The sequence below is a fragment of the Allobosea sp. P4_E12 genome, assembly GCF_056401655.1.
This window is the reverse complement of sequence record NZ_JBFUIY010000010.1, coordinates 88,141-110,525: the sequence shown is the minus strand read 5'-3', so window position 1 is coordinate 110,525 and position 22,385 is coordinate 88,141. Positions and strand designations below refer to the sequence as shown.

26 protein-coding genes are annotated in these 22,385 nt (G+C 64.7%); 11 read left to right on the top strand and 15 right to left on the bottom strand.

Features of this window, described 5'->3' with window-relative positions; genetic code table 11:
* Positions 1 to 36 precede the first annotated feature (36 nt).
* Both murI and rpsD read left to right on the top strand, forming a co-directional pair.
* A complete protein-coding gene (murI, locus tag AC1DW9_RS14970; protein ID WP_476775894.1) occupies positions 37 to 906 on the top strand; it encodes a glutamate racemase in 870 nt (289 codons plus the stop codon).
* 201 nt (positions 907 to 1,107) lie between these two features.
* Complete coding sequence (gene rpsD, locus AC1DW9_RS14965; protein ID WP_043237713.1) at positions 1,108 to 1,725, top strand: 30S ribosomal protein S4; 618 nt, start codon at positions 1,108 to 1,110, stop codon at positions 1,723 to 1,725.
* A 183-nt stretch (positions 1,726 to 1,908) separates the two neighbouring features.
* On the opposite strand, the gene AC1DW9_RS14960 is transcribed toward rpsD, so the two are convergent.
* Positions 1,909 to 2,808 (bottom strand): heparin lyase I family protein, encoded by a 900-nt coding sequence (locus tag AC1DW9_RS14960; RefSeq protein ID WP_441491469.1) that lies wholly within the window; start codon positions 2,806 to 2,808, stop codon positions 1,909 to 1,911.
* 192 nt (positions 2,809 to 3,000) lie between these two features.
* Between AC1DW9_RS14960 and AC1DW9_RS14955 the strand changes: the two genes are divergently transcribed.
* Positions 3,001 to 3,183 carry a hypothetical protein gene (locus AC1DW9_RS14955; protein ID WP_441491470.1) on the top strand — a complete coding sequence of 61 codons (183 nt, stop codon included), beginning with the start codon at positions 3,001 to 3,003 and terminating at the stop codon, positions 3,181 to 3,183.
* A gap of 232 nt (positions 3,184 to 3,415) precedes the next feature.
* Here AC1DW9_RS14955 and AC1DW9_RS14950 read toward each other — a convergent pair whose 3' ends face one another.
* On the bottom strand, positions 3,416 to 4,075 hold the full coding sequence (locus tag AC1DW9_RS14950) for a Spy/CpxP family protein refolding chaperone (RefSeq protein WP_476775893.1): 660 nt from the start codon (positions 4,073 to 4,075) through the stop codon (positions 3,416 to 3,418).
* A 190-nt stretch (positions 4,076 to 4,265) separates the two neighbouring features.
* On the opposite strand from AC1DW9_RS14950, the gene AC1DW9_RS14945 reads away from it, so the two are divergent.
* The 3 genes from AC1DW9_RS14945 (at position 4,266) to AC1DW9_RS14935 (ending at position 6,171) form a co-directional block, all read left to right on the top strand.
* The gene (locus tag AC1DW9_RS14945; RefSeq protein ID WP_441491472.1) at positions 4,266 to 5,267 is read left to right on the top strand and encodes a P1 family peptidase; all 1,002 of its coding nucleotides are present in this window, start codon (positions 4,266 to 4,268) and stop codon (positions 5,265 to 5,267) included.
* An 84-nt stretch (positions 5,268 to 5,351) separates the two neighbouring features.
* Positions 5,352 to 5,639, top strand: coding sequence for a hypothetical protein (locus AC1DW9_RS14940; protein WP_476775892.1), 288 nt, complete (start codon positions 5,352 to 5,354; stop codon positions 5,637 to 5,639).
* Positions 5,620 to 6,171 carry a methyl-accepting chemotaxis protein gene (locus AC1DW9_RS14935; RefSeq protein WP_476775891.1) on the top strand — a complete coding sequence of 184 codons (552 nt, stop codon included), beginning with the start codon at positions 5,620 to 5,622 and terminating at the stop codon, positions 6,169 to 6,171. Before AC1DW9_RS14940 ends, AC1DW9_RS14935 begins: the two co-directional genes overlap by 20 nt.
* 41 nt (positions 6,172 to 6,212) lie before the next feature.
* Here the strand turns inward: AC1DW9_RS14935 and AC1DW9_RS14930 are convergent, their stop codons facing one another.
* Together AC1DW9_RS14930 and AC1DW9_RS14925 are read right to left on the bottom strand one after the other, a co-directional pair.
* Positions 6,213 to 6,716, bottom strand: a complete 504-nt coding sequence (locus tag AC1DW9_RS14930; RefSeq protein WP_476775890.1) for a GNAT family N-acetyltransferase — start codon at positions 6,714 to 6,716, stop codon at positions 6,213 to 6,215.
* Between the two features lie 58 nt (positions 6,717 to 6,774).
* On the bottom strand, positions 6,775 to 7,032 hold the full coding sequence (locus tag AC1DW9_RS14925) for a YjhX family toxin (protein WP_441491474.1): 258 nt from the start codon (positions 7,030 to 7,032) through the stop codon (positions 6,775 to 6,777).
* A gap of 264 nt (positions 7,033 to 7,296) precedes the next feature.
* On the opposite strand from AC1DW9_RS14925, the gene AC1DW9_RS14920 reads away from it, so the two are divergent.
* Both AC1DW9_RS14920 and AC1DW9_RS14915 read left to right on the top strand, forming a co-directional pair.
* Positions 7,297 to 8,085: an ATP12 family chaperone protein gene (locus tag AC1DW9_RS14920; protein WP_476775889.1), complete on the top strand. Its 789-nt coding sequence runs from the start codon at positions 7,297 to 7,299 to the stop codon at positions 8,083 to 8,085.
* 89 nt (positions 8,086 to 8,174) lie between these two features.
* Positions 8,175 to 9,704 (top strand): acyl-CoA carboxylase subunit beta, encoded by a 1,530-nt coding sequence (locus tag AC1DW9_RS14915; RefSeq protein ID WP_441491476.1) that lies wholly within the window; start codon positions 8,175 to 8,177, stop codon positions 9,702 to 9,704.
* Positions 9,705 to 9,715: 11 nt separating this feature from the next.
* Here the strand turns inward: AC1DW9_RS14915 and fabF are convergent, their stop codons facing one another.
* From fabF to AC1DW9_RS14880, 7 genes are all read right to left on the bottom strand, one after another.
* On the bottom strand, positions 9,716 to 10,981 hold the full coding sequence (gene fabF / locus AC1DW9_RS14910; protein ID WP_476775888.1) for a beta-ketoacyl-ACP synthase II: 1,266 nt from the start codon (positions 10,979 to 10,981) through the stop codon (positions 9,716 to 9,718).
* Between the two features lie 9 nt (positions 10,982 to 10,990).
* Positions 10,991 to 11,506 (bottom strand): winged helix-turn-helix transcriptional regulator, encoded by a 516-nt coding sequence (locus AC1DW9_RS14905; protein WP_441491478.1) that lies wholly within the window; start codon positions 11,504 to 11,506, stop codon positions 10,991 to 10,993.
* Between the two features lie 80 nt (positions 11,507 to 11,586).
* Positions 11,587 to 12,228 carry a hypothetical protein gene (locus AC1DW9_RS14900; protein WP_441491479.1) on the bottom strand — a complete coding sequence of 214 codons (642 nt, stop codon included), beginning with the start codon at positions 12,226 to 12,228 and terminating at the stop codon, positions 11,587 to 11,589.
* Positions 12,225 to 12,842 carry a hypothetical protein gene (locus tag AC1DW9_RS14895; protein ID WP_441491480.1) on the bottom strand — a complete coding sequence of 206 codons (618 nt, stop codon included), beginning with the start codon at positions 12,840 to 12,842 and terminating at the stop codon, positions 12,225 to 12,227. Before AC1DW9_RS14895 ends, AC1DW9_RS14900 begins: the two co-directional genes overlap by 4 nt.
* Positions 12,839 to 13,798, bottom strand: a complete 960-nt coding sequence (locus AC1DW9_RS14890; RefSeq protein WP_476775887.1) for an ABC transporter substrate-binding protein — start codon at positions 13,796 to 13,798, stop codon at positions 12,839 to 12,841. The genes AC1DW9_RS14895 and AC1DW9_RS14890 overlap by 4 nt, the downstream gene beginning before the upstream one ends.
* Entirely contained in the window at positions 13,795 to 14,547 is a 753-nt protein-coding gene (locus AC1DW9_RS14885; RefSeq protein ID WP_441491482.1) for an ABC transporter ATP-binding protein, read from the bottom strand. The genes AC1DW9_RS14890 and AC1DW9_RS14885 overlap by 4 nt, the downstream gene beginning before the upstream one ends.
* A complete protein-coding gene (locus AC1DW9_RS14880; RefSeq protein ID WP_441491483.1) occupies positions 14,540 to 15,274 on the bottom strand; it encodes an ABC transporter permease in 735 nt (244 codons plus the stop codon). The genes AC1DW9_RS14885 and AC1DW9_RS14880 overlap by 8 nt, the downstream gene beginning before the upstream one ends.
* Positions 15,275 to 15,611: 337 nt before the next feature.
* Here AC1DW9_RS14880 and AC1DW9_RS14875 point away from each other — a divergent pair, with 337 nt between their 5' ends.
* The 3 genes from AC1DW9_RS14875 to dksA all read left to right on the top strand — a co-directional run bounded on the left by AC1DW9_RS14875 (position 15,612) and on the right by dksA (position 18,607).
* Entirely contained in the window at positions 15,612 to 16,985 is a 1,374-nt protein-coding gene (locus AC1DW9_RS14875) for an MBOAT family O-acyltransferase (RefSeq protein WP_441491484.1), read from the top strand.
* 82 nt (positions 16,986 to 17,067) lie between these two features.
* Positions 17,068 to 17,997 carry a hypothetical protein gene (locus AC1DW9_RS14870; RefSeq protein ID WP_441491485.1) on the top strand — a complete coding sequence of 310 codons (930 nt, stop codon included), beginning with the start codon at positions 17,068 to 17,070 and terminating at the stop codon, positions 17,995 to 17,997.
* A 187-nt stretch (positions 17,998 to 18,184) separates the two neighbouring features.
* Positions 18,185 to 18,607 carry an RNA polymerase-binding protein DksA gene (dksA, locus tag AC1DW9_RS14865; protein ID WP_113513504.1) on the top strand — a complete coding sequence of 141 codons (423 nt, stop codon included), beginning with the start codon at positions 18,185 to 18,187 and terminating at the stop codon, positions 18,605 to 18,607.
* Between the two features lie 238 nt (positions 18,608 to 18,845).
* On the opposite strand, the gene flgH is transcribed toward dksA, so the two are convergent.
* The 4 genes from flgH to flgF are packed head-to-tail and all read right to left on the bottom strand — an operon-like array spanning position 18,846 to position 22,238.
* Entirely contained in the window at positions 18,846 to 19,598 is a 753-nt protein-coding gene (gene flgH / locus AC1DW9_RS14860; protein ID WP_441491486.1) for a flagellar basal body L-ring protein FlgH, read from the bottom strand.
* A gap of 23 nt (positions 19,599 to 19,621) precedes the next feature.
* Positions 19,622 to 20,671 carry a flagellar basal body P-ring formation chaperone FlgA gene (gene flgA, locus AC1DW9_RS14855; protein ID WP_476775886.1) on the bottom strand — a complete coding sequence of 350 codons (1,050 nt, stop codon included), beginning with the start codon at positions 20,669 to 20,671 and terminating at the stop codon, positions 19,622 to 19,624.
* An 11-nt stretch (positions 20,672 to 20,682) separates the two neighbouring features.
* The gene (gene flgG / locus AC1DW9_RS14850) at positions 20,683 to 21,474 is read right to left on the bottom strand and encodes a flagellar basal-body rod protein FlgG (protein WP_069879979.1); all 792 of its coding nucleotides are present in this window, start codon (positions 21,472 to 21,474) and stop codon (positions 20,683 to 20,685) included.
* A gap of 20 nt (positions 21,475 to 21,494) precedes the next feature.
* A complete protein-coding gene (flgF, locus tag AC1DW9_RS14845) occupies positions 21,495 to 22,238 on the bottom strand; it encodes a flagellar basal-body rod protein FlgF (RefSeq protein WP_069879978.1) in 744 nt (247 codons plus the stop codon).
* Between the last annotated feature and the right edge of the window lie 147 nt (positions 22,239 to 22,385).

Genomic DNA, 22,385 nt, shown 5'->3' with positions numbered 1-22,385 from the left:
GAAGCGCTCATCCATCTCCTGTGCAGGCGCCGACGCATGCAGGTCGATCTTCTGGCCGGAACAGCCTATGGCGCAGCCGTGATGCCACGCCGCCAACCCACCATTCTGGTCTTCGATTCCGGGCTCGGCGGCCTGACAGTGCTAGCCGAAACCACGCGCGCCCGCCCGGACGCGCGCATCGTCTACGCCGCCGATGACGCCGGCTTCCCCTATGGCCGGCTCAGCGAGGCGGAACTCGTCGACCGCGTCCTGCAGGTCATGGAGCGGCTGATCGCGCGCTGTCATCCTGATCTTGTGGTGATCGCCTGCAACACCGCCTCGACTCTGGTGCTGCCGGCGCTGCGCGCCCGCTTTACCATCCCCTTCGTCGGCACCGTCCCGGCGATCAAGCCAGCAGCCGAGACCACCCGCAGCGGCCTGATCTCGGTCCTGGCGACGCCTGGAACCGTCGCCCGCGACTATACGCGCGGCCTGATCGAGGCCTATGCGGCGCGCTGCGAGGTCACGCTGGTCGGCTCGACCGGCCTCGCCGGCCTCGCCGAAGCCGCGCTCAAGGGTGAAACGGTCGACGACGCGGCAATCCTTGCGGAACTCGAACCCTGCTTCGTCGAACGCGACAGCGTACGGACCGACGTGATCACCCTCTCCTGCACGCATTATCCACTGCTGCTCGAACGCATGCGCCGGGTGGCACCGTGGTCCGTCAGCTGGATCGATCCTGCCCCGGCCATCGCCCGGCGGATTTCCCAATTACTGGGCCCTGCGGCGCCCCCACCGTTCAGCGCGGCTGGCGACGCACCGGCGATCTTCACGAGCGGGGCCTGCATCAGCGGACCGCTGCGCATTGCCCTCGCGGGCTACGGGCTGTCCCAGGTCCTGATCGAGCCATTTCCACTGATGAACTGAGCAGCGATCCCCAGGCATAGCCCCAAGGGATTTGACTTGCGGGGGCTCCTGCGCCTATAGGGCTCTCGTCGCGCGGGTCCATCAGGGCCCGCGTGGCTTTTTCCGCACCCGTGATCCGCTCGTCGAGAGCCGGATCTGTCGCCCTGGAAACGGGGACAGGAGGGCGCGGTCCTCAACTCGCGAACCTAGAGGACACGCGATATGTCGAAGCGTCATGAGGCGAAATACAAGATTGACCGCCGCCTCGGTCAGAACATCTGGGGCCGCCCGAAGTCCCCGGTCAACCGTCGTGAATACGGCCCCGGCCAGCACGGCCAGCGCCGCAAGGGCAAGCCGTCGGACTTCGGCACGCAGCTGCGCGCCAAGCAGAAGCTGAAGGGCTATTACGGCTCGATCTCCGAGAAGCAGTTCCGTCGTTACTACGCCGAGGCGATCCGCCTGAAAGGCGACTCGGGTGAGAACCTCGTCGGCCTGCTCGAGCGCCGTCTCGACGCGGTGATCTACCGCGCCAAGTTCGTCCCGACGGTGTTTGCTGCTCGCCAGTTCGTCAACCACGGCCACGTCACGGTCAACGGCAAGCGCGTCAACATCGCGTCCTACCAGGTCAAGCCGGGTGACGTGATTGCGGTGAAGGAATCCTCCCGCCAGCTCGCCATCGTGATCGAATCGGCTGCGCTCGCCGAGCGCGACGTGCCGGACTACATCGATGCCGACCACACCAAGTTCTCGGCCACCTACACCCGCACCCCGACCCTGTCGGACGTGCCTTACGCGGTGCAGATGGAACCGAACCTGGTCATCGAGTTCTACTCGCGCTGATCCTGCATTGCAGGCTCGGGCTGCGAAGCTCCGATCGGAATCAGAAAAGGGCGGCTCTTCGGAGCCGCCCTTTTCATTTCGAGCCCTCGGCAGGTGCGTCCCGCGGCCTGCCCAGACGGGCGCGCACGACGCATGTACTGGGTCTTGCGCGTACCGGTCAGACGTCTTCCCCAAGCAACGCCTTCACTCCGATGGGATATCGATACCGCCCCACGCCGGATGTCCGGCGGGGCTCCGGGTCCAGAAGGCGATGTCATTGAACTGGATGGTCTGCGAGACATCGGGCAAAGCATCGCGATAGATGCCGAAGCGCGGCTGCGCGTCGATGACCGGCTTGCCTGCCTTCGTCATGCCGTAGCGCGGATATCCGAGTACGCCGCGATAGGCTGGGCAGGCGCGCCCATCGAGCCAGAGCTGCAGATGGCTCTCACCGGCCTTCTGGCTCGGCCGTATCGAAACATTGACCCGGTGCCAATGGCCCGGGGCGATTGGCCAGTCGCCACAGAAATGGACCTGCCCGACGCTGTCGCCACATGTCTCGGTGCCAGCACTCTTCGCGCGGAAGACCGGAGTCTTGCCGTCCGAATCCACCTCGATCTTGAAAAGCGGATTGCCGGGATCGCAGATCTCTTCTCCGCCCCTGCCCTTCTCGTAGCGCGGATCGATATTCTGCTTGATCTGCTGGATGACGGTGCGGTTCTTTCGTGTCAGCCACGGGGCCTCGACACGGAACTGAAAGCTGTACCAGGTCGTGGTATCGAAGCGGATGAGCTCGCGCGTCATCTGGATCTCGGCGCGCTCCGTCGCCGAAGAGCCAGGATCGGGATCATAGGCATCGCCCGGCTTGACGGTAACGCTGAGGACGCGCCCGCCATCTCCGGCCCCCCGTTCGCCGACGCATCGGATACGATCGGCACGAACGGATTTGTCCAGCAGCGACGAGATCTTCCAGTCCTCGGCCGCGATGCAGGCTGTCTCGAAATCCGCCTGGAACGCCGGAACGACTTCCTCCGCACGACCAAAGCCTGGGCAGAACAAGGACAGGGACGTCAACCCGGCCGAGGCAAGAACGCGAAGAACCACGGCGTCTCTCATGCGTTGCCCCAAACCCCAGACCCCGCATGGAAGCTATCTCAACCTTGCGCGGGATCAACATGTTTGATCCCGCGGTATTGAAGCGGAGGAGCTAATACAGGCTCCGGTTCAGCGTTGCAGGATTGGCCGCAAGGCCTGAGCAAAACAGCAAAAGGGGCGGCCCGCAGGAGCCGCCCCTCTATGAAGCACGCCCAGATGGCTGCGGCGCTGCCGGATGATCCTTCGTCAGAGATGCGACCCGACCTCGTCGCGAAAGAAATAGCAGCCCAGCCCGACGCAGCCGATCAGGATCGAAAGACCATACGGGCCGAACAGGCAGAGTATGAAAACGAAGGCGATGAAAATCCTCATCAGCCAGTTTGACGATTGAGCCTTCATGAGACGCCCCTCTCACGAGATTTACTGAGAGGACCCTAGGCGCTCAAAAATGAACTCAATTTGAAGGATTATGGTAAACTCCCGTTTTTCATGACCGCGGTCGCCTCAACCTTCGCAATCCAGCTCTTCCGCATCGTCACCCGGACCGCCCCCACCGGCAGCAGCACAGAAAAAGGCGGCTCCGAGGAGCCGCCTGGTGAAGGCGATCGCGCTGCGATCAGTTGTTGTCGTCGTCGCTATGGTAGCGGCCGCGACGCGAGCCGCGATCGTCACCGTCGCGATCCCGGCCGCCGCGTCGATCCTGCCAGCGATCGCGCATGTTCTCCCCCATCCGCTCCATGCGGGCGCGCCCCTCGGAGAATGCTTCGCGCACAGCCCGGCGCGCCACCGTCTTCTGTTCGTCGCTCAAGGTAGACCAGAGCGGACGAACGGCATCCGCGAGCTCCTTGCTGCGCGTGGCACGTGCGGCCTGACGGCTGGCCATCGCGTCCAGGCGCTCCATGATATCGGCGTGGCGGAAATTCTCGCGCTGCTCGCGCATGGCCGCAAAGCCCTGACGACGCTGCTCCATGCCCTTCTTCACCGTGTTCTCGACCGCATCGAACAACGGGACCTGCTCGGGCTTGAGCTTCATATCGGCGCGCAATTTGGCAAAGCGCTCGTTCATGCGTGTCTGCGCGCGTTCGAGCCGCTCCTTCATGCGGGCTTCCATCTGCTCGGTGCGGCGCTGGTCGCGCTGGTCGGTACGCTCCTGCTGCGTCATGTCACGCGAGGATCCGGAGCCGCCGGCAGGTGGAACCGGCTGCGGCTGCGCGACCGCGAACGTCGCAGCCAGGGCGGCTGCCGACGAAGCTGCGATAAGTGCGATGCGTTTCATCCTGGGTCTCCGTTTGTCGTATCGACAAGGTCAGGTCGCTGGCGGGTCTCGAAGCCGGTTCGCGATCATGGCAAGGCTGACCTCGCGCCCCTGACCCTGCGATGGCGCAAGCATGAAAAGATCGTAATGTAGCGATGACGCGCCAGCGAGCGCGAAGTTCCCCCACGCCCCCCGGTGTCATTCCCTCGTGATGCGCAACCTGATCACCGATGTTCGCGGCCTGCTCGTCGGGCAAGCCCAGGATATTGCCGCAGCGACCGGCGTCACCGTCGCCCTGTTTGACCGCCCCACCGTAGCCTCGGTGGCCATTCTCGGCGGCGCTCCCGGCACCCGCGATACCGCATTGCTGGAACCGGAAATGACTGTCGAGCATGTTGACGCCATCGTCCTCTCCGGCGGTTCCGCCTGGGGGCTGGCCGCAGCCGACGGGGTCATGGCGACGCTCGCCGCAAACGGTCGCGGCTTCCCCGTCGGCGGCATGCGCGTGCCGATCGTGCCGCAGGCGATCCTGTTCGATCTCCTGAATGGCGGCGACAAGGGCTGGGCCAAGGGCAATGGCGCAGAGGCCCCTTATCGGGCGCTGGCGCGGGCGGCAGCAGAGAATGTCGGCACTGAGTTTTTTCTCGGAAGCGCCGGCGCTGGCTACGGTGCGACCACCGCTACGCTCAAGGGGGGGCTCGGCTCGGCCAGCGCGCGCGCCGCCACCGGTCAGATCGTGGGCGCGCTCGTCGCCGTCAACGCCGTTGGCAGTGCCACGATCGGCGACGGGCCTTGCTTCTGGGCCGCCCCCTATGAGCAAGCGAGTGAGTTCGGCGGCCTCGGCTGGCCTTCCATGATCTCGCCCGATGATCTCGGACTGCGCTTCAAGGGCGGGGCCGGACAGAACACCACGATCGCACTCGTCGCGACCGACGCGGCACTGACCAAATCGCAGGCGAAGCGGCTGGCGCTTGCGGCGCATGATGGCTTGGCCCGGGCGCTCAGGCCGGTCCATGCGCCGCTCGACGGGGACGTCGTCTTTGCCGCGGCAACCGGTCATAGCGGCGCGCCGTCCGATGCCTTCGCCCTGGCAGAACTCTGCGCGACCGCCGCCGACGTCCTCGCTCGAGCCGTCGCGCGCGGCGTCCACGCTGCAACCGCCCTTCCCTTTGCCGGAGCCAAGCCCGCCTGGCGCGACAGGTTCGGGACCTGAGGCCCGGTCCGCTCCAGCGGCGTTTGCCACCTGGAAAGGGAAGATTCTGCATCATCCACGTGTCGTTGCACGGCCCTATCTTCGTTGACCGCGAGCAAGATCGCCGGCATCGCACGGGATGTGATCTCATCCGTGCAGACGGTCAGTGCCGCCGCCCAGCAAATGATGAGCGGCGCCACACAGGTCGCCGAACGCTCGAAGGCCGCCTCGGCCTCCTCGCTTCACACCTCTTCGAACGTGATCGCCCTGACACAGGCGACCAGCGAGCTTGCGGCCTCGATCAGGGAAAATAGACAAGCAGGTTGCCGAGACCACGCGTATCGTCGGCTCAACCACGACAAACGCGCAGACGGTGCTGACGACGGTCAATGAGCTTTCGACGAAGGCCGACAATGTCGGCACCATCGTCGGCATGATCTCGACGATTGCGGCGCAGACAAACCTGCTGGCCCTCAATGCCGCGATCGAGGCCGCTCGCTTCGGTCATTCCAGCAGTGGCTTTGCGGTCGTGGCCCAGGAGGTCAAGGCGCTGGCCCACCAGACCTCGCTGGCAACAGACGATATCCAGCGCCAGATCGAAGCGATCCGCAACTCGAGCGGTGAAGCCGTCCGCGCCATCGACACGATGAACACGACCATCGGCTCGCTCAATGAGATTTCGGCGGCAGTCGCGACCGTCGTCGAACAGCAGAACGCAGCCACCTCGGGGATTGCCCGCAACATCGAGGCTGCAGCACACGAGACTATCGCGGCCTCCGGCAATATCGAATTCGTCAGCAAGGTGGCCGCGGAAACCGGTCAGGCAGCGGCCTTCATAGCCGAATCCGCCGACAGGCTGGCCGCCCAATCCGCGCATCTCGGTACCGAGGTCGCGCAGTTCCTGGGCCGGATCCGGGCAACCTGATTCTGACGCATGCGCAGCCGCAGGACCCGGGCTCGTGCTCCTCAGGCTTCGCCTGCGTCGAACGCCGCGTGGTAGCGGACTTCACCCGCCGGTAGCGGGCCGCCAAAGCCAAGCACCAGGAAATACTCCTGCGGCACATCGGCAAGCCAGAGTCGGGGGTCCGCAGCGAAACCGAAGCGACCATAATAACCCGGCGCCCCCAGCAGGACGCAGCCCTTCGCACCGGCCGTCTTCAGCCTGTCGAGCCCCGCGCGCGCCAGAGCCTCCCCTATGCCTCTCCCCTGCATGTCCGGCCGAACAGCCAGAGGCCCGAGACCAAACCAGCCAAGCTCCTGCCCGCCGATCATGACCGGGGAGAAGGCGACATGGCCGAGCAGGGCGTCGCCATCGGAGGCGACAAGGGACAAGGCCAGCATACCGCCACGGCGCAAGCCATCGACGATCGCGGCCTCCGTCTGGTTGCTGTGGGAAACGTCCTTGAAGGCGTCGGTAATGAGCGCCTGGATTGTGGGAATGTCAGCGGGCTGCTCATCGCGGATGATCATGTTGCGTCCTCGGTTCTCGCGAGAGCGGGAGGGCCCATGACGGGCCCTCCCCTTGGTCTCACCGGTTGTCGGCCTGAGACCTCACTGCGAGCCGGCCCTGTCGCGAGATGCGATAGGGCCGCCCCTGCCTCGATTCGATCATCCGCTTGCGCCTGAGGCTCCCGAAAAGCTCGAGCGTGCAGTTGGTCAACACGTAGCCCTCATGGGTGAAGCAGTCGACATGGTGGATGCGGCCATCATCGCCGCGATGGTGACGGATATGCCCGCCCTGGGCCAGCACGTGCAGCACGCGCTGCTCGCCCCTGGAGATATTCATGTTTGTAGAGCCTGTGCATGAAACCATGACAAGCGCCTGAGCCCGATGCAGGCATCGAATGCTGCATTTCAGACCCGGCGCTGCATCACGTTCCGCCGAAGCGAAACGTCACCGGGTTCCCGCACTCTCAAACATGACATTCTCCAACACGTTCATTTCCGCGCGCATAGGCGCGGGAGGACGGGCGTTTAGAGCACGCTCCTCCTAACGTCAACCGGCGCCAGGACCGTTTCCCGCCTGCGCCGAATGCGCTATGGGACCCGCATGTCGACAGATGCATTTCTCCAGCGGTTCGGTGCGCCCGGCTCGCCTCAGCCCGATCCCGTTGCCGCGGCGCAAAGCGCGATGCGCAACGCCCTGCCCAAGCGCTTCTACGAAACCGCTGGTGTGCTCGAACGCGACGGGCTCTTCCATGTCGGGCTCGATGGCCGGACGGCCCGGACCCCGGCCCGGAATCCCTTGGCCATCACCTCGCGCCCGGTCGCCGAGGCACTCGCCGCGGAATGGCAGGCGCAGGGCGAGCGGATCGACCCCGCCGTCATGCCGCTGACACGACTGGTCAATTCCGCGCTCGATGGCGTGTCCGACCAGCATGAAGCCGTGCGCGCCGAGATCGTACGCTATGCCGGCAGCGACGCGCTCTGCTATCGCGCCAGCGAACCGGACAATCTGGTCGAGCGCCAGCGTGATGTCTGGGACCCGATCATCGCCGGCACCGAGGCCGCCCTCGACGCACGCTTCACCCTCACTGAGGGCGTGATGTTTGCCGCGCAACCGGCCGGCTTGCTCGACGCCGTCGCCCGGCGTGTTGCCGATCTCTCCGCGCCTCTGGCGCTCGCCGGAGCGCATAATGTGATGACACTTTCAGGCTCGGCCATTCTCATGCTGGCCCTCGCCGACGGACGGCTGGACGAAGAGCAGGCATGGACTGCCGCCCATCTCGACGAGGACTATCAGATCGAGATCTGGGGACAGGATGAGGACGCCGCCGCCAGGCGAACGATCCGCCGCCAGGAATTCGCGGCGGCCGTGCTTCTGCTCCAACACGGATAGCGCAAGCCCGAACGAACGGCTGATGGACAGCATGGCCTTCGCCCCTTAAGCCGGAACGCAGGCGTTCTGACCGGCGACGGGGCATTTCCATGAAGGACATTCTCGAGCAGCTTGAATCCCGCCGCGAGGGCGCGCGCAAGGGTGGCGGCGACAGGCGCATCGAGGCGCAGCACAAGCGCGGCAAGCTGACCGCTCGCGAGCGTATCGAACTCCTGCTCGATCACGGCTCCTTCGAAGAATTCGACATGTTCGTGCAGCACCGCTGCGTCGATTTCGGCATGGAGAAGGGTGAGAAGATCCCGGGTGACGGCGTCGTCACTGGCTGGGGCACCGTCAATGGGCGCACCGTCTTCGTCTTCTCCAAGGACTTCACCGTCTTCGGCGGCTCGCTCTCCGAAACACATGCCCAGAAGATCACCAAGATCCAGGACATGGCGCTGAAGATGCGGGCCCCGATCGTCGGCCTGTTCGACGCGGGCGGCGCCCGCATCCAGGAAGGCGTCGCGGCGCTCGGCGGCTATGGCGAGGTCTTCAAGCGCAATGTCACGGCCTCGGGCGTCATTCCCCAGATCTCGGTGATCATGGGCCCCTGCGCTGGCGGCGACGTCTATTCCCCGGCGATGACCGACTTCATCTTCATGGTCCGCGACACCAGCTACATGTTCGTCACCGGCCCGGAGGTGGTGAAGACCGTCACCAACGAGACCGTCACGTCCGAGGAGCTGGGCGGGGCCAAGGTCCACACCTCGAAATCCTCGGTGGCCGACGGCTCCTTCGAGAACGATGTCGAGGCACTGCTGCAGGTGCGCCGGCTGATCGACTTCCTGCCGGCCAACAACACGGTCGGCGTCCCGGAATGGCCGAGTTTCGACGTGCCGGACCGTGTCGACATGAGCCTCGACACGCTCGTACCCGACAATCCGAACAAACCCTATGACATCAAGGAACTGATCCTGAAGACGCTCGATGAGGGCGACTTCTTCGAAATCCAGGCGGCCTATGCCGGCAATATCGTCACCGGATTCGGCCGCATCGAGGGCCGCACCGTCGGCGTCGTCGCCAACCAGCCCATGGTGCTCGCCGGCGTGCTCGATTCCGATGCCAGCCGCAAGGCGGCCCGCTTCGTGCGCTATTGCGACGCCTTCGAGATCCCGATCGTCACCTTCGTCGACGTGCCGGGCTTCCTGCCGGGCACGGCGCAGGAATATGGCGGGCTGATCAAGCACGGCGCCAAGCTGCTCTTCGCCTATAGCGAATGCACGGTACCGCTGGTCACGGTCATCACCCGCAAGGCATTCGGCGGCGCCTATGACGTGATGGCCTCAAAACATATCGGCGCCGACGTCAACTATGCCTGGCCGACGGCGCAGATCGCGGTGATGGGCGCCAAGGGCGCGGTGGAGATCATCTTCCGCGGCGGCGATGCCGAGACCATCGCACGCCAGACCAAGGAATATGAGGACCGCTTCATGTCGCCCTTCGTCGCCGCCGAGCGCGGTTATGTCGACGAGGTGATCATGCCGCACTCGACCCGTCGCCGGATCGCCCGGGCCCTGGCCATGCTCAGAACCAAAAACGTCGAGCGGCCCTGGCGCAAGCACGACAATATTCCGCTGTGAGCTGACGCGAGCTACTGCCAGCGCCTGAATACCGCGCTCGCATTCACCCCGCCAAAGCCGAAACCGTTCGAGATGGCATGCTCCATCTGGAGCGGGCGGGCCTCCTTAGCCACGAGATCGAGCCCCGCCGCATCCTCGTCCGGATTGTCGAGATTGAGCGTCGGCGGCGCGATCTGGTCGCGCAGCGCCAGGATGGTGAAGATCGCTTCCAGGCCGCCGGCCGCGCCGAGCAGGTGCCCCGTCGCCGATTTGGTGGCGCTGATCGCGATGCTGCGCTCCGAACCGAAAAGCGCTCTGATTGCCGCCAATTCGCCTCGGTCGCCGACCGGCGTCGAGGTCGAGTGCGCATTGAGATGACGGATATCGTGCGGCTGCAGGCCGGCCTGTTTCAGGGCGATCTCCATGGCGCGCCGCGCGCCCGAACCATCTTCCGGGCCTGAGGTGATGTGATAGGCATCGGCACTGGTGCCATAGCCAGTGATCTCGGCCAGCGGCGCAGCCCCTCGCGCCTGCGCATGCTCCAGGGCCTCGATCACCAGCATGCCGGCGCCCTCGCCCATGACGAAACCGTCGCGGTCCCGGTCGAAGGGGCGTGAGGCACGCTCGGGCTCGTCATTGAAGCCGGTCGAGAGCGCACGCGCCGCGGCAAAGCCACCAAGCGCGACAAGATCGATGCAGGCCTCGGCGCCGCCGCAGAGCGCGATATCGGCCTCTCCCGCCCGGATCAGCCGCGCCGCATCGCCGATCGCCTGCACGCCAGCGGCGCAGGCCGTGACCGGCGCACCGATCGGCCCCTTGAAGCCGTGGTCGATCGAGACATGACCAGCCGCAAGATTGACCAGGAAGGACGGGATCGTGAAGGGCGAAAGCCGTCGCACACCGCGCGTATCGGTGATGCGCACCGCTTCGGCGATCGCGGGAAAGCCGCCAATGCCGGAGGCGATGACCGTCGCGGTGCGCTCCCGCTGCACGTCATCGGTCGGCGCCCAGCCGGCCTGCTCCAGCGCCTCCTTCGCCGCCACCAGCGCGAACTGAATGAAGCGATCCATCTTGCGCTGGTCCTTGGGAGCAATAGCGCTGTCGGGATCGAAGCCCCCCTCAGCGTCCTCCGCCTTCGTCGGCACGGCACCGGCAACCTTGGCCGGCAGGGTCTCGACAATGCTGTCGGGCAGGCGCCGCAGCCCGGAACGGCCGGCGAGCAGCCGCGACCACGTCAGTTCGGTTCCACAGCCCAGGGGCGAGACAACGCCCATACCGGTTACAACGACGCGGCGCATCGGCAGATCCTATTCGATGTGAGAGGGACAGAGCGGTCGCAAACCTCTCTGCGCGGCAATGTGCCGGCGCATCTGTTCGCTGGCTCGCGGACCGGGAATGAGAGCGACATTATCGGACGTGATCGGCGTCGCGCTGGCGGCATCGACCAGGATCGGTTCGAGCGGCTGGCCGGAAACGCGCCCTGCCAGCAGCACGGACACGCCCTCGGGGGCGAGATGCCGGTTGCCCCAGGCGAGCATTGCCGCAATCACCGGGAAGAAGTCCCGCCCCTTGGCGGTCAGCAGGTACTCATATCGCTTTGGCCGCTCGCGATAGAGCCGCCGCTCGAACAGGCCGCTCTGCGTGAGATGCTTGAGACGGCGAGCCAGCATATTGGGCGCAATGCCGAGACTCGCCTGAAACTCGTCGAAGCGCGTGAGCCCACGGAACGCATCGCGCAGGATCAGGAGGCTCCACCATTCGCAGACGGTTTCGACCGTCCGCGCGCAGGGGCATTCGGAGAGTGAAGCGGGCCTGGATTGCATGCTCACTCCGGCTAGACCAGTTACTATCATTTTGCAAGTAACGGATCGAACCGGAGTACGGGGTCTCTCTCGCTGGGGTGCTATCCCGGGGTTCGGAACGCCTCATCCGTCCAGTCGAGCAGCTTGCCCAGAAAGCGCGAGGCCGCCGGCATGAAGAAGCTGCCATGATGGTAGAACGGGTCGAGCGTGGTCACGATCATGCGCCCGGCCCCACCGCCAACATGACGGTGGTCGTAGAGGATCGAGCCGCCCTTGCCCTGAGGGTCGCCATCCGGCGTGATGTCCACCAGTGAGGTCGCCCCCGGCGGTGGCGTCAGCAGGCCGTGATAGTGCCAGACCAGCTCCTTCATCCCGACATGGCGAAAAAGTTCGTGATCGGGCGCGACGATGCGGTGGCCGGGATCGGCACCCTGCTCCAGCCACCACCAGAAATTGGTCGGACGGAACTCCCATGAGACGCCGGGCGCCCATTGCTGGGCGCTGTTCTCGCCAAGCACGATCAGGGTGCCGCCACCGGCCAGATAGTCGAGGAGGATCGGGCGCTTGCCCCGCAGAACGCCCGGATGAATGCGATCCGCCACCATCAGGGCGTCGCAGCCGGCAAGGTCGGCCGCAGCCAGTTCAGGCGCGTAGATCGTCCGGTCGAAGCGACCACCGAGCCGCTGACCATAGATTGCTTCCTGGTGGTAATAGGTTCCGCCGTCCAGCACCGCGAGTGTCATGCTGCCTCCGATGGCTTGGCGATCCAGTCGAACAGTTGCGGCATGATCCGCTCCGAGCTGTTGCCCGAGCCGAAATAGCCCCACAAATCCGCGCCGGCATGGACCAGCAACCGCCCTCCCACCGCCGGCCGGCAATCGAAATCGACCGGAGACCGGCTCGGTCCCAGGCTGTTGATGATGCGCGCACCGGGCGGTGGCGGGTTGGAACCGCGCCCATAGAAGCCCGCCACGCCGCGCCGCTTCGAGAGATCCGCAGGATCGACGCCGGCCCAGACCGGGTGCTCCGCCTCTCGGTTGACCGCGAGATCGTCGACCCGATAGCCGGGGATCGGCTGGAACCGCGAGAGTTCGGCCAGGAAAGGGTGCCCGATATGGCCGCAGACGACGATCGTGCCGCCACCGGCCAGGAAGGCTTCAAGCTGTCCCCGGCGCGAGGCAAGATAGCGCTGGTCCGAATGCAATCCGAGCAGCAGGCCGCGCGTGCGGGAAAGCGCGGTCCGTTCGAGATCGTAGAACGGCACGAGGTCGATTCGCGGGCCGAGCGCGAGATCCGTGATCAGGGCCTGGGCACCGGTCTCGCTCTGCTCGCAATCAAGGAGGATGGCGTCGATCACGGTTTGAACGCCATCGGATCGATGAGGTCGCGGCGCATGTCGATGGTCTTCTGCAACATGCCGGCCTCGATCATGAAGGATTGATCGGCTTCAAGGTTCTTCACATCGGCATCGGTCATGGCGAGCGTGAAATCATACCAGGGCAGTTGCTTGCGCGCGTCCTCGACCGAGATCTTCTGGTCCTCGGCCGCGATCTTCAGGGCTTCCTCGGGATCGGTCTTCATGAACGCGAGTGCCTTGCCGTGAGCTGCGAGATAGGCCTGCACTAGGTCCGGATGGTCCCGGAGAAAAGCTGTTCGCACAGCAATCACCGAGGTCGGAGCGATCAGCCCCTCGCCGCTCGCCAGGATGCGCCCGCCAGCAGCTTCGACCTGCAGGGCATTGGCGCCGGCCAGCGTGGCCGCATCAACCTTGCCCGCCAGAAGGGCTGCCCGCGCCGCCGGGATATCCATGTTGAGATACTCGACATCGCCGAGCTTCATGCCATTGGCGGCCAGCGCCGCGGCCAGGAGCTGGTTCAGCGTCGTCCCCTTGGGGCCGCCCACGCTCTTGCCCTTCAGATCCTTGACCGAAGCAGGGCCGTTCGCCGTCGTCATCACGAAGAAGGCCTTGGGCGAACGCGAATAGGCGGCAATCACCTTGAGGTCGATGCCGTTCGCCCGCCCGAGAATGGCCGAGGTCCCGCCCAGTACGCTGGCAATGTCGACCGCACCGGCGGCAAGCGCCTGGATCTGCGCCGCGCCCGAGGTGATCTCGGGATTCTCGACCTTGTTGATGCCCGCCGCCGCAAAAGCTTCCTCGAGAAAGCCCTTCTTGCGCATGACAATGGAGGGAACGTTGAAGGGTGACGCCACATAAGTAACGCGCACGCTCGATGGCTTGTCGGCAGCATGGACCGAGATCGCAGGTGCAGCCGCAACGATGACCGCAAGGGCGATCAGCTTCAGAAGTTTCACGACACAATCTCCTTCTGTAAGGGATGCCTGCTCGTTTCGAGCAGGCGCTCGAGCACGGCACGGCGATGGGCGAGCAGCGCGGGATCCGTAGGGTCTCGCGGGTAGGGAAGATCGACCCGGCGCAAACCGACGAGCCGGCCCACCGACAATTCGGCAATGGCCTCGCCAAGCAGAACCGCCTCCTCGACGTCATGGGTGACGAAGACGACGGTCGGCCGGCGCTTACGCCAGATTTCGACGAGCTCCTGCTGCATGGTGCGGCGTGTGAAGGCGTCGAGCGCGCCAAAGGGCTCGTCCATGAGCAAAAGGTCCGGTTCGAGGACGAGCGCGCGGGCAATCGCAACCCGCTGCGCCATGCCGCCCGAGAGCTGCTCGGGCGTTGCCTCTGCAAATCCCGAAAGCCCGACGAGGGCCAACGCTTCGCCGACGCGCTGATCGATGACCTCTTGCGGGATGCGGCCGCGGAGCCCGAACCCGGCGTTGCGCGCGACGCTGAGCCACGGCATCAGCCGCGGCTCCTGGAAGACATAGCCGATGCGCGGGCGCCCGCCGCCAGCAAAACTCAATGTGCCGGACGTCGGCTCGGCAAGCCCGGCCAGGATACGCAGCAACGTGGTCTTGCCGCAGCCGCTGCGCCCCACGATCGCTGTGAAGCTGCCGCGCGGCAGATCGAGATCGACGCCTTCGAGAGCGGCGACGCTGCGCCCCGCCACCGAATAGTTCATACCGAGATTGCGGGCCTCAAACACGGCCGAGCTCCAGATGGGAGCGCAGCCACGGCGCGCTGCGGCGGATCGCGGCCCGGGCCAGGGCATCGGCGATCAGCCCGAGCACGCCGATGACAAAGACCCCGACGAGAACAATGTCGGTGCGCGCAAGATTCTGGGCGTCGATGATCATGTAGCCGAGCCCCGAGCTCGACGCGATCAGCTCGGCTCCGACCAGAGCCCGCCAACTGTAGCCGAGCCCGATCCGCAGACCGACGACGAGGGCCGGAAGCGAGGCTGGAAGAACGATCCGACGCAGAATTTCCGAGCTGTTCAGGCCGCAAGCCCGGCCGACCTCGACGAGCTTCGGATCCGCCTGGGCAATCCCCCCAAGGGCTCCCAGGAAGATCGGAAAGAAGCAAGAGAGCACGATCACACCGATCTTCTGCACTTCGCCGATACCGAGCCACAGGATCAGCAGCGGCAGCAGCGCAAGCGGCGGAACCTGGCGCAGGAATTCGAGCGCCGGCTCGACCAGCGCGCGCAACCGCGGCAGCAGACCGAACAGCAGAGCCAGGGGCAAGGCAGTGGCGACGGAAAGGCCATAGCCGAGGATCACGCGCTGCAAGCTGATCGCCACATGCCTGACAAGGGAGCCATCGGCGATGAGTTGACGTCCCGCCTCCATGACCGCGACCGGCCCAGGCAGCAGGAAGGGCGAAACGAGACCGAGCGCACTGGCTACAGACCAGAGCAGTCCCAACAGCAAGAATATGGGCAGTCCTTTTGACACGGCTACTACGATTGTTTCAGAGCAAGGCGGCGGCGCCCGCGCGACTGACTAGCATTGTTTCGTAGCGCATCAACAATATTACGATATTTATCACGCGAATATTTATTATAATTATTCTAATGAGAAGAATACGCTTTCGACAAGCGACACAGAACGGCGCGCATGCTTTGCAGATCGGAATAACTGCGCGTTTGACGAGCATCTTCGTCCCAAAGCCCGCTTCACCGGGCCTCCCGGCCCGCGACCCCGGACATGACTCCTGGGAGATAATCGTCTAAGGCGGCGCTCGCCCCCAAGAGATTTCCCGCTCTCGATGCTGTTCAATTCCTTCGTCTTCCTGCTCGGCTTCTTGCCGCTTGCACTCGCCCTGCACTGGCTGGTCGAGCGTTTTCAGCCAAGCCTGCGGCTGCCTGTTCTGGCGCTCCTGTCCTTTGTCTTCTACGGCTATTGGGACTGGCGCTTCGTCCCGCTGCTGGCTTTCTCGATCCTGCTCAACTGGTGGATCGCCGAAGCCTTCCTGAAGACCAAGCGAAGCGGCCTGATTTCGCTGGCGATCGCACTCAACCTCGCCGTGCTGGCGCTGTTCAAATACTTCAATTTTTTCGCTGAGTTCGCAGGCATGGTTCCGGGATTACCCGTCCCCAAGCTTGATCTGGCGCTTCCGCTCGGCATCTCCTTCTTTACCTTCCACCATGTGATGTACCTGACGGATCTCAGGCGCGGCGAGGCCCCGCGCTACGATCTGGTGCGCTATGCGCTCTACATCGCCTTCTTCCCGCAGGTCCTGGCCGGACCGCTGGTGCGCTGGCGCGAGATCATGCATCAGTTCGACGAACGACCCTATTTGCGATCCGACGCGGCCGAACGCATCGCACGTGGGCTGATGCTCCTGACTGCCGGTCTCGCCAAGAAGGTGCTGCTCGGCGACCCGCTGGCCGAATACGCCAACCCCGTCTTCGCCGCGGCAGCTGCCGGACAGGTCGTTTCAGTAGCCGAGGCCTGGCAAGGCACACTTGCCTTCACCTTCCAGATCTATTTCGACTTCTCCGGCTATACCGACATGGCGCTCGGCCTGGCCCTTCTCTTCGGCATCGTGCTGCCGCAGAATTTCGATGTGCCCTATCGCAGCATCAGCATCCAGGATTTCTGGCGGCGCTGGCACATGACGCTGTCGCGCTTCCTCCGCGACTACCTCTACATCTGGATGGGCGGCTCGCGCCGGGGACTGCCGACCCAGATCTGGGCGCTCTTCGCCACCATGGCGCTTGGTGGCCTCTGGCATGGCGCCGGCCTCACCTTCATCGCCTGGGGCGTCGCCCATGGCGTGGCCCTGATCATCTGCCTGCTCTGGCGCCGTGCCAAGCTGCCGATGCCGGCGCTGCTCGGCTGGGCCCTGACCCTGCTCTTTGTGACGCTGTGCTGGGTCTTGTTCCGCGCCTCCTCCTTCCCGGCGGCGCTGACGATCTACAAGGGCCTCTTCGGCTTCGCGCCCTTCGGCTCCGGCTTCAAATGGCGCGCTTTGCTGCCCGCAGCCGCCTTTGCGATGCTCGGCCCGACCGCATGGGCCCTGGTGCACCGGCTGCCGCCGGCGCGGTGGATCGCCGTGCTGATGGCAGTGCTCTTCGTGCTTGTGTTGTTCAAGATCGGCGACGACGCCAATTATGAATTCATCTACTTCCAGTTCTGAACGGCTCAGCGCCGAGGCCAACCCGGCCGCAGGAATGCGCTGGCAGCGGTTTATCCGCGTCTCTCTGACTGCGGGAGGCCTCTTGCTAGCCGCCTTCTTCGCCGCAGCCATCCTGATCGACCCCTATGACAGCGGGCGCTCACCACTGTCATTGAAGCAGGGCGTTCGCCCGCAGGGACCGCGCACAGCCGCCGCCAGCCGCGGCCGCGACCCTGCATTTTCGGGAGCGATATTCGGCAATTCCCATATCCAACTGGTCAAACCCGACCTGCTGAAAACGCTGACTGGAATCCCCTTCGTCTCGCTGATCGCCCCCGCGACAGGCCCCAAGGAGACGCTGGTGCTGATCGACTGGTACCTGCGCCATAGGCAAGAACCGGCCAAGGCTCTGGTCATCAGCGTCGACCACACCTGGTGCACGCCCGACCCGGCCATGCCCGTCAGCAAACCCTTCCCGTTCTGGCTCTTCAGCCGCAATTTCGCGGAGTATCTCTTCGGATTGATGCGCTACGACGTCGTCGAAGAACTGCCACGCCGCATCCGATATGAGATCAGGAACGCACCGAAACGCGCTAGCCCGGATGGATACTGGGACTATGAGGCTGGCTATGTCGGCCTGGGATATGTCGAAAAGCCCGAGCTTCGACGCAGGTTGCTCGAGCACCAGGATATGAGTGGTGGTAACGAGACCGGACCTTTCCCGGCGGCCACCGCGCTCGCTGCTCTTCTTGAGGCAGAATCAAAGGGCGCTCCCGTGGTGCTGGTGCGTCCGCCGCTCCATATTACCGCGCTGCCGGCACCTGGCAGTCCCGAAGGGCGCGCCGAGGCGGCCTGCCGGGCCGCTTTCCAGGCGCTAGCCGACGAACGCCCTGCAACGAAGCTTGTCGATCTGCGTCGCGACACGCCCCTGATCCGTGAGCCTTCCAATTTCTTCGACCATAGCCATTACCGTCAGATTGTCGCCCGCGAGGTCGAAACGAGCATTGCGGCAGCGCTCACGTCTCTGCGATAAGCTTGGCAAAGATGCCCGGAGAACGACGGATTTCATTTTTATGACAACGACTTCGCGAGATTGGTTGAAACTGCATCGATCGCGATTGTTACTGTCTCTCTCCCTCGCTATAAGGGCGCCAAATCGGCGGCCCGACTAAGGCAGAGTCGGTAGGCACGCCGGAAACAGACACTCAGAGAGCGCGCCTATGTCGAAACAGATCATCCTGGACGCCGACTACCGACCCTCCGACTCCGAACCCTTCATGAACGAGCGTCAGCGCGAATATTTTCGCAGCAAGCTGCTCGCCTGGAAGGAGGAGATCCTCAAGGAAGCCAAGGAGACGCTGGTCACCTTGCAGAGCGAAAGCGAGAATCACCCCGATATCGCCGATCGCGCCTCATCCGAGACCGATCGCGCGATCGAGCTGCGCGCTCGCGACCGTCAACGTAAGCTGATCGCCAAGATCGAAGCTGCGATCGCACGGATCGACGAGGGCAACTACGGCTATTGCGAGGAGACCGGCGAGCCGATCTCGCTCAAGCGCCTCGAGGCCCGGCCGATCGCAACCCTTTCGCTGGAGGCGCAGGAGCGTCACGAGCGCAACGAACGTGTTTTCCGCGACGACTGAACCTTTTCCGCCATCCACAGTCTGAAGAGAGCCTTTCGCCGCCGGCGAAAGGCTTTTTTGTTGGAATGGAGGAAACCCCGCGCGGGAGGCGCGGGGTTTCACTGGATGCCAGCCATAAAAGCTGGGGGAGCGTGGCTGGCATCCAGGACAGGGGCTTGCCTCGGGAGGAAGCAGCCCGCCGGCCAGGGAGGGAAAGGCGGGGAGCGTACCTCGCCTGGCCGGGTTTCTCGAAGGGCCGTCAGAAGGGCAGCAGGATATCCATGACCTGCTGGCCGTAGCGCGGCTGCTGGACATCGGTGATCTGACCGCGGCCTCCGTAGGCGATACGCGCCTGGGCAATCTTGCTGGAATCGATCGTGTTGTCGGATTCGATGTCCTCGGGCCGGATCACACCGGCGACGATCAGCTCGCGCACCTCGAAATTGACCCGGATCTCCTGCTTGCCTTCGATAACGAGATTGCCGTTCGGCAGGGTCTGGGTCACCACGGCAGCGACATTGGTGGCAAGCTGCTCGGCGCGGCGGACCGAGCCCGAGCCTTCACTCGACCCCTCGGAATCGAGCTTGAGCAGTTCGCCTGCGCTGGAGCCGTCCGGCAGGAACTTGTCGAGCTTGTTCTCGAACCCCATGATCCTCGCTGCGCCGAAATCCTCGCCGTTCTTGCGGCTGCGCTTGGTGGTGTTGTCGAGCTGGGCCCGGTCGGTGACCTTGACCTTGACCGTGACGAGGTCCCCGACCATGCGGGCGCGCTGGTCCTTGAAGAAGGCGCGCGAGCCTGTGCGCCACAGCGAGTTCGGCGCGAAGGAGGCATGTTCGACTGCCGGCATCGGCATCTGCACGGGCTTGTAGCCCTTCACCGCGGTCGGATCCTCGATCGGCGAGAGCGCTGGTGCCTGGCCAACATTGGCGAGCCGGTCGGCAGCGCCGCAGGCGCCGAGCGCGAGACCGAGCGCAAGGATGCTCGAGAACCTGAGAAGCTTGGCCTGGGACATGATGATATTCCGCATCTTCGTGACTACTGCGCGTTGGCGACGCGGCCAATACCGGCCGATTTGACCGTGATCCGGCCGGGACCGCTGACCGTGCCCTGCAACACACGCTTGGATTGGGGATTGGTGACGCTGACGACATCGCCCTTCGCGCCAGCCTCTCCGGCGCGCCCACGCATGGTGAGAAGCAGGCCCGGCGCCTCGTAGACGATGGTGACGAGATCGCCGCGGCCGACGATCTCCTCGCGCTGCACATCGCCATTGCGCAGTGGCATTCCGGCCATCAGCGCACGTCGCGCAACCTTGTCGACCGCTCCCTTCATCTCGGCGATCAGCTCCCCCCCCTGGCCTTCACGCGGGCGCCGCTCGACAATCACGTCTGCGGCGGTCAGCGTCTCGCCGCGGGCAATCGCGCGGAGCGGAACCACGACTTCCGTCGTTTCGACCAGATGCCCCGAGATCCGCACCGGCTTCAGGCGCAGCGCGGCGCTACCGGGCACCGTCAGCAAAGCCTGGAGGCGACGCGACCGGGCGTCATAGCTCAGATCGACCACCGTCATGGCGCCCGTCAGTTCGGGCTCGACCGCAATCGAAGGCGTGCCCCCGTCCACGGCCAGCGCAAAGATGCGGCTATCGACACCGAAGCGTTCCAGCAGCCCGGTCTTCACCGCACCCTCGACATCGGAGGCCATGACGCGGCGAGCCGCGCGGGTAACGACGACCTGCGCGATGCCCTGGCTGTCGATATCGCTGGCCTCGCGGATGACGCCGCCATTTTTCGCGGCTTCGATGATGCGGGCGGCCTGGATCGTGCCGGTCTCGCCGAGCACCGGCGCCCGAAAGGCCGGCATGGCGGCGTCCTGCGGGGAAAGGCCGGCGATCAGATCGCCGAAGGTGACGAGGTCGCGCGACAGCGTGAGTTCGTTGCGCAACTGCATCCGGCGAAGGGCCGGGGCCGGATGCGCCTTTTCCGCCGGCAAGGCGGCCGTCGCGACAGACGCGGCCTGGTGCGGCTGAGCCGCCAGCGCAGATCCAGCGAAGAGCAGGGAAACAAGAAGGCTGGAGGAGCGGATCATGAGCATGGTCCTCACCCTCGGAACATCTGGGTCGTCGCCGACAGCATCTGGTCGGCGGCGGTGATGACCTTGGAATTCATTTCATAGGCACGCTGGGCCGAGATCAGCGACGACAGCTCGATGACGGCCTGCACATTGCCTTCTTCGAGCGAATACTGCTGGAGCGTGCCGAACCCCTCCGCCCCGCCGACGCCATCGATCGCCTGGCCCGAGGCAGCCGTCTCGATGAAGAGGTTGTCGCCGAGCGACTCAAGTCCGACCTTGTTGATGAAGCGGGCAAGTTGGATCTGCCCGATCTGCTGTGGCGCGGTCTGGCCGGGGAGCCTGACTTCGACCGTGCCCTGCGCGTTGATGCTGACGCTGGTCGCGTTGTTCGGGATCGTGATGCCCGGCTCGACCTGATAGCCGTCGCGGGTGACGAGTTGCCCCTGCGAGTCGAGATCGAACGAGCCGTCGCGGGAATAGGCGGTCCGTCCATCCGGCATGCGGATACGGAAGAAGCCCTCGCCCTTGACCGCGAGATCGTATTCCTTCTCGGTCGACGTCATGTTGCCCTGCGTCATCACGCGACCGGTCGAAACCGTCTTGACGCCCGAGCCGATGAAGGTCCCCGCCGGCACCTGCGTGTTCTGATCGGAGGTGGCGGAACCGGCCCGACGAAAGTTCTCGTAGAGGAGATCCTGAAAGTGGACGCGCTGGCGCTTGTAGCCAGTGGTGCGCACGTTGGCGATGTTGTTGGAGATGACCTGAACGTTGAGTTCCTGGGCCATCATGCCGGTCGCGGCGGTCTGAAGGGCGCGCATTGTGCTGGCTCCTTTTCCTGTCAGGCCTGCTGGTCAGCGAGGCGCGAGATCGCCCGGCTGCGCAATTCGTCGGATTTCGACATCAGGTTCGCCATGCTCTGGTAGGAGCGCTGGACCTCCATCAGCCGCGTCATCTCGATCACCGCCTTGACATTGGATGTCTCGACCGCGCCGGGCTCGAGGCGGGCCAGTGGCCCGGCCGGCTGAGCCGGAGCGGTCGAAGCGAAGAGATTGGTGCCGTCGCTGCTCAATGCAGCCGGATTGGCGAAACGCACCTGGCGGAGCTTGCCGCGCGTGCCGAGATTGGTCGACACAGTGCCGTCCGTAGCGATGCTGGCGCCGGTTTCGGTATCGCCGAACTGGATCGGGCCGCCCTCTCCCAGGACCGGCTGGCCACCCTGGGTGACGAGCTGGCCGCGGCCATTGATGGAGAGCGAACCGGCGCGCGTATAGCGCTCGCCCTGCGGGGTCTGCACCACGAGGAAATTGTCGCCGCGCAACGCCACATCGAGCGGATTGCCGGTGCGCTCGATCACGCCCTGAGACAGATCGACCGGGGTGCCCTTGTCGATGACATAGGAGAGCTTGCGGTCAGGCGCCTTGAAGCCCTCGGCACTCGCCTGGGGCATGAGAAACTCATTGAAGCGCGCCGAACGCGCCTTGAAGCCGTTCGTGCCGACATTCGCCACGTTATTGGCGATAACATCCAGCTCACGCGCCAGAGCCATCTGGCGCGACAGGCCGACGAGAAGCATGTTCTCCACGGCGGTAACTCCCGATCATGTCCCGCGAAAGCCTCGACGCTCCCCAGCGCAGCCTTCGCAGATCAGTCACCGCAACCCCCGTGCCAACGTGGTTAACTGATATCATCGCTTTGAAATATAAGAGATATTATTCAACCCGGACTGCGC